This is a genomic window from Candidatus Hydrogenedentota bacterium (genome assembly GCA_012523015.1).
In the GTDB taxonomy this organism is placed as follows: domain Bacteria; phylum Hydrogenedentota; class Hydrogenedentia; order Hydrogenedentales; family CAITNO01; genus JAAYBJ01.
In genome coordinates this window covers 1-5,931 of sequence record JAAYJI010000226.1, presented here as the reverse complement: position 1 = coordinate 5,931, position 5,931 = coordinate 1, and the positions used below count along the sequence as shown (strand labels likewise).

At 48.4% G+C, this 5,931-nt stretch carries 7 protein-coding genes; all 7 read right to left on the bottom strand.

Translation table 11 applies throughout. The features are described 5' to 3' along the window. The coding region (locus GX117_09585; protein NLO33588.1) for a general secretion pathway protein GspK at positions 1 to 1,000 on the bottom strand (1,000 nt) is incomplete at its 3' end. 61 nt (positions 1,001 to 1,061) lie between these two features. Next, on the bottom strand, positions 1,062 to 1,889 hold the full coding sequence (locus GX117_09580) for a prepilin-type N-terminal cleavage/methylation domain-containing protein (protein ID NLO33587.1): 828 nt from the start codon (positions 1,887 to 1,889) through the stop codon (positions 1,062 to 1,064). Positions 1,890 to 1,900: 11 nt separating this feature from the next. Then, the gene (locus GX117_09575; protein ID NLO33586.1) at positions 1,901 to 2,335 is read right to left on the bottom strand and encodes a prepilin-type N-terminal cleavage/methylation domain-containing protein; all 435 of its coding nucleotides are present in this window, start codon (positions 2,333 to 2,335) and stop codon (positions 1,901 to 1,903) included. A gap of 1 nt (position 2,336) precedes the next feature. Continuing rightward, positions 2,337 to 3,212 (bottom strand): type II secretion system protein, encoded by an 876-nt coding sequence (locus GX117_09570; GenBank protein ID NLO33585.1) that lies wholly within the window; start codon positions 3,210 to 3,212, stop codon positions 2,337 to 2,339. After that, positions 3,184 to 3,594, bottom strand: a complete 411-nt coding sequence (locus GX117_09565) for a prepilin-type N-terminal cleavage/methylation domain-containing protein (protein ID NLO33584.1) — start codon at positions 3,592 to 3,594, stop codon at positions 3,184 to 3,186. The genes GX117_09570 and GX117_09565 overlap by 29 nt, the downstream gene beginning before the upstream one ends. After that, entirely contained in the window at positions 3,595 to 4,830 is a 1,236-nt protein-coding gene (gene gspF, locus GX117_09560) for a type II secretion system inner membrane protein GspF (GenBank protein ID NLO33583.1), read from the bottom strand. It lies immediately after the preceding gene. Positions 4,831 to 4,846: 16 nt separating this feature from the next. Then, the coding region (tadA, locus tag GX117_09555) for a Flp pilus assembly complex ATPase component TadA (protein NLO33582.1) at positions 4,847 to 5,931 on the bottom strand (1,085 nt) is incomplete at its 5' end.

The following is a 5,931-nucleotide window of genomic DNA, read 5'->3' as shown; positions in this document are numbered from 1 at the left end:
CTTCTATACGCACCTGTATATCATCCATCAACCCATCGCCGTAAATCCGAAAACAGTTGCTATTAAAGCGAAACATCGATTCCACAGATTGTTGTTGTTGTCTGCGCTGGAGGGAGCGCATATTTTCGTCCGACAAATTCCGTTCGAATCCCTCCAGGCGCGGTTCAGGTCTATCGGCCTGCACGCCCATATCAGGGATAAATGGCTGCAGTTGGCTGGCATTATCAATGGGCGCCATTCGCGCTTCATCATAAATTTGTTCGGCTGCAGTAATGTCTAGGTTGCCGGAATGTCCTGCAATAACGGCGGCAATCACATCTTCATGGGCCGTGTTCACGTTGACTCGTCCCTCCCAGTCTCCGTGCACCGTCAGATACTCGGAAAGAGGAAGCTGCTCCTGCTCGGGATCGCCAAAATATAATTCCGGTGTAATGCCTTTGATGAGGAGTAATTCTTCTATACTCGTCATGGGCCCATTCTTACAGGAATAGGGATTTTCTAAACTGCGGTAGTAATCGCTCTCTGCGCCTTCGGGTTCCTCTGCGTCGCCATCATCATAATCTACCCAGTCGATTATGGCGTCTACAGGGTCATAATTGGTGTCACTGCGCAAGGCGAAAAATTCACGCAAGGCGTTGATGACAGGTTCATTATGAACGAGCGATCCATTTTCGAATACCACCAGCGCATTGAGATTTATTTTTCCGTATTCATCTGCAATAGAGGCGCGCATCGTCGCATCATTTAAGGGTTGAAAAGGGACACCCAAATGCCATTGCGAACCATCCAATTCACTATCCACGGGCGGCAGACCCGTTTCCATCATGGATGCGTATTGTTCTCCCAACACCATAATTCCATTAATGACTGCTGAGCGTGCGGCAAGCTTGGCTTGGAAATCAGCTCCTTGGTTTTGTGAAAAAACAGCCTCCACCTCCATTTCATACAGAAATGCGAAGACCAAAGCGGACAAGAGCGCCACAAAAACCAAAGCCAACAATAAGGCTATCCCGTCTTTGCGAGAACGTGATCGGTTCAGTGGTATTAGGATTCTGTGAGTTTTAAAGTATATCATTGTCTGTAAATCTGAGATTGTTAAAGTCTGGGAAAGGAAATTCTACATCCAGTCCTAAAGGCAAGGTCATCATGATTTCTAAGTCGGGATTCTCTGAGAGATCAATTCCCGAACGGGACATTTCTTGTCGCTCCTCTTCACTTCTCGGAAAATTAATCTTGATATGTATACCACTGGGTAAGCGGCGCTCCTCTACAGAATCCCAGTCATCGACCCAGTCCTTGCGTACGCTGTCAAAATAACGGATATCCATGGATGCAATGGGGATCGCCTGTGTGTTCTTTCCCTCGGCGTTGGAATCTGATGTCGCCATGAAATCGCCCGACTCCAATTCCAAAGGTTGTTCTTTAACAAGTAAAATGCTGTCGGGACGGTCATCATCGGGAATGAAGAGATCGGAAACCTCTCTGGCTGCTTCATTTTGATCTACCAACGCATAGCTCACCACCCGTGTGACGCCGGGTAACGCCCTCGCCCCAGGCATAGGCAGCGATGTAGCGAAACGCAGCGTATCAGCAGGTCCAAAGGGTCCGTCACCGGACTCACCCAGAAATTGATATTCCGGCTGTAAGCCGGCTGCATCTATATAGACCCCTTGCAAATTGTCGGACAGATTTTTCCAGACGACTTGTTTAAACCTTAAGCGTTCCGCTTTGCTTCTGGCAATATCCATGGTGCCGGTAACAGAGGCGAAACTGCCATAGACGATACTCGTAATAATGGCAAGGATAATAATTGCAATCAACAATTCGAGCAATGTAAATCCGAGCACCTCGGAGCCGGCACGAGTATATTTTTTGCATACCTGACACACAGGCAAAACTCCTAAGGTCGTTGTTGGATCGTTTCCATTTCCGAATTACTAAAACTAAAAAACTCTAAGGATTTACTTTCACCGCCGGATTTCATGAGCGTCGCGGTAACCCGATAGAATAAAGTATCAGACAGTAACGGGCTTCCTCCTTCTTCCCCTACTTGTTCCGCCTCATAACTCCAGCTATACCCGGGGTATCGTGAACCGAAGTCTCCCCCGCCGCTTAATTCGCCCGCAGCTATCCCCAATTCTGCACGCCCTAGAATACTCTCAAGGAGCGAACGGTTATCAACTTCTTCTTCTGTGATCAGATGAAGATTTAGAGCAGAATAGTGAGTGTTCACCAAGACAAAAAGCCCGCCGGCGAGAATGGTCAACGCGATTAACACCTCTATTAGGGTAAATCCTGACCGTTTTTGCAGCATAGCAACAGCGTCGTTACGCACCTTAGAACCCTCCCGCCTTTGCCATGCCTCGTCCCGACACAGGATTCCATTCTATGATGAAGCGGTCATCATCCATATTGACTAGGGTGAAGAAAACGGAATGTTCAAGGCCGAGCGAAGGGATCGGTATTTCTATGACACCACGGTTGACGGTGCTGTTGTTGGTCTCTACGGCGCTGACACGAATGCCCTCAGGCAAATGAATTTTTTCAAGAAGCGGACCCGCCACCTCCTCTTCCGTTGGCTCCGACCAGCTTAATTCAAATCCGTCGTCAAACAAAGGGCCTATTTCGCTGAGAAATCCGTGATCTTGTTTCACGTTTTTGGCGCGCGTAATCAACAGCTGCTGTTGCCTCAAATCAAAATTTTTTTTCATCTGATCGTCTGCTTCGGCGGGATCAAATTCGTCAGGAAGATTTCCGCTCAACCGTTTGCTGCCTTTTTCTGCGCCTGCCATCATTTCAGTAAGTTCGGCGGCGGTGTAGTTATTTGCTTTTTTGAATTCAGAAAAAACATTGAGCGAATCGACGGCACCGTCTTCACTTTCCGGCTGGGGATAGACAATTTCCATGGTGTAGATCTCTTGTTCATCTAAATCGATATACACTTTCAATTCGCGATTGAACAAGGCGGCTTCAGCGATAACGGCAGAACCGTAATGGGCGATTTTTCTTGCCTGTCCTTCCAATTCTGAAAAGACAAGTAAAGGCACCAATTGAGGCAGTGAAACGGCCGCAATGAGTCCAATAATAAGAATGACTACCGAAAGTTCGAGCAGCGTGAATCCGGCGCAGCTTCGTTGATTTTGCCGCCGGTATTCTAAAGCTTCGCCTGAAAGGAAGCGCACATTAGAACTCGTCACTGGAAATATCAGCATTGATTCCCGTACCGCCCTGTGAACCATCAGCACCCATGGACACTATTTTGTATTTGCGGGTGCCTTCTTTGGTGTAGAGATAAGGGTTGCCCCAAGGATCCAGCGGAATTTTAGGAGGATCCATGAATTCAGACACACTTTCTAAGGAATCGGGTAAACGGCGATTGTTTTTCATCATGTAGGCGGTGACAGCCGTTTTCAGTGCTTTGATTTCGGTCTTCGCTTTTGCGACGTCTGCATCATCCAGGGCACCGAACAAATAGATACCGGCAGTAGTCGCGAGTATGGCAATAATTGAGACTACGACCATGAGTTCGATAAGGGTAAAACCACTTTGAGACGACAGTCTTTTCTTTGGCGTTTGCAATGTTCTATTCATCATTTACGATCCTCCAATATTGGTGCTCATCTGGAAAATTGGCAACAAAATAGCCAAGACCAGAAGCCCGACAAATAAGCCCATACATATGATTATGGCCGGTTCAATTAACGCGACAAGGGCATCTATAGTCAACCGAACATCTTCATCGAAAGTGTCGGCTATTTGAATCAACATATTTTCGATTTCTCCGCTGCGTTGGCCAAGCTCAATCATATGGATTAGCATGGGCGGAAACAATCCCGTTTCTTTTAAAGGCTGCGCCAAGTCACGACCACGGCGTACACCTACCTTAACGTCATCCATTTGCATTTGGATGAAGCTGTTACCCAAAATTTCATTGACGATCTCAAGCGCAGGCAGCACGGTGAGACCGCTTTGCAACATGGTTCCCATGGTTCTGGCAAATCGTGCACAAATTAATTTCAGGTGAAGGGTTCCATATAGCGGAAACCTGAGTTTCATCTGATCCCAGCGTTTGCGGCCTTCGGGACGGGAAACCCACAAACGCCACAACGAAAAGACGCCGAAGATGACCAATAAAATCACCCACCAAAATGAAGCGGTCCATTCACTAACACCGATCAAGGCTTTGGTGATCGCCGGCAATTCCGTTTCCTGACGTTCAAACATCTTAGTGATTCGCGGCACAATAACCATGACAAGAAACACGATGATTGCTACAGCGAACAAGGCCATAAAGGAAGGATAAGCAAGGGCTGATAAGATCTGCGCGCGGAGTTTTGCCTGTCGCTCGAGTATGTCGGCGAGGCGCACTAAAACTTGTTCTAAAGTACCGCTCGCTTCCCCGGCGCGTACCATATTTACATAGAGTTCAGAAAAGACGCGGGGATGGGCTCCTAGTGAATCTCCCAAGGTATTACCGCTATTCACCTTGTCGCGAACATCATAAATAATGGCGCGGAGACGGACACGGCTGGTTTGGTCGATCAAAGCGTTCAAGGCTTCCAGCACGGGCATACCGGCACGGAGCAACACGGCCAATTGTCGCGTCATCAGCGCGATATCACGACCGGAGACACGCCCGCGGTTAGTAAATCCGATCTTTAATCCTTTTTTGGTACTGTCGGCTCCGGAAGTATCTTGATTGATATCCGTCGGGTAGAGCCCCTGTTCACGAAGGCGGCTGCGTGCTTGCGCGGCACTTTCAGCGTCAATGACGCCCCGTGTCGTTTTGCCGGTGCTTTTTATAATTGCTTTGTATTCAAATACAGCCATAGCTTCTTTTCATTGTTTAGTCTAAAACCTCATCCCGCGTGACACGGAGGATTTCTTCAATGGTAGTTTCGCCGCGCAACATTTTCTCCGCGCCATCTTCGCGCAAAGTCCGCATCCCTTCGCGGCGTGCTTCCCGTTTGATGACATTGGAATCGGCGCCGTGAAGAACCAACTCTTGGATATGATTTGACATGACCATCAATTCAAAGATACCGCTTCGTCCGTAGTAGCCGCGCTGCGCGCACTTATCACAACCTTCACCTCGGTAAAGCATTTTCAAACGGGGATCGTCCAGTTGGATACCGAGATCGCGCAAACTGTCGGGATCAGGCTCGTAGCCCTGTTTGCATACCTGACAGACGCGGCGCACAAGACGTTGTGCTTGGATGGCAATCGTGGATGAGGTGACAAGGAAAGGCTCAATGCCCATGTTGATTAAACGTGTAACGGCGCCGGCGCTATCGTTGGTGTGAAGGGTAGCAAAAACGAGATGGCCCGTAAGGGAGGCTTGCACGGCCATTTCAGCGGTTTCCATGTCTCGAATTTCACCGACAAGAATAATGTCCGGGTCTTGGCGGAGAATGCTGCGCAGTCCCGCAGAGAAAGTCAATCCTATTTTGGGTCGTACTTGTATCTGTCCGATACCGGCAATCAGGTATTCAATGGGGTCTTCAACGGTGATAATATTTTTATCGGGCGAGTTCACCCGTGCCAAGGAAGCGTAGAGGGTCGTCGATTTTCCCGAACCTGTAGGACCGGTTACAAGCACAATACCATGTGAGCTGGTAATGAGGCGGTCCATTAATTTGTGATCCCGTTCATCCATGCCCAATTCTTCCAAACTGAACATGAAATTGCCCTTTTCGAGAATACGCATGACAACCCGTTCACCGTGGGCAATAGGGATCACGGAGACACGAATATCAATTTCTTTCCCGCTCAAACGGATTTTTATACGACCATCCTGCGGCAGCCGGTGTTCGGCAATATTCAGATTGGCCATGATTTTTACACGGGATACAAGTGCCGCTTGTTGCGCTCTGGGCACGGTAAATTTTTCGTAGAGCACGCCGTCGATACGATATCGAACCCGCACGGAAT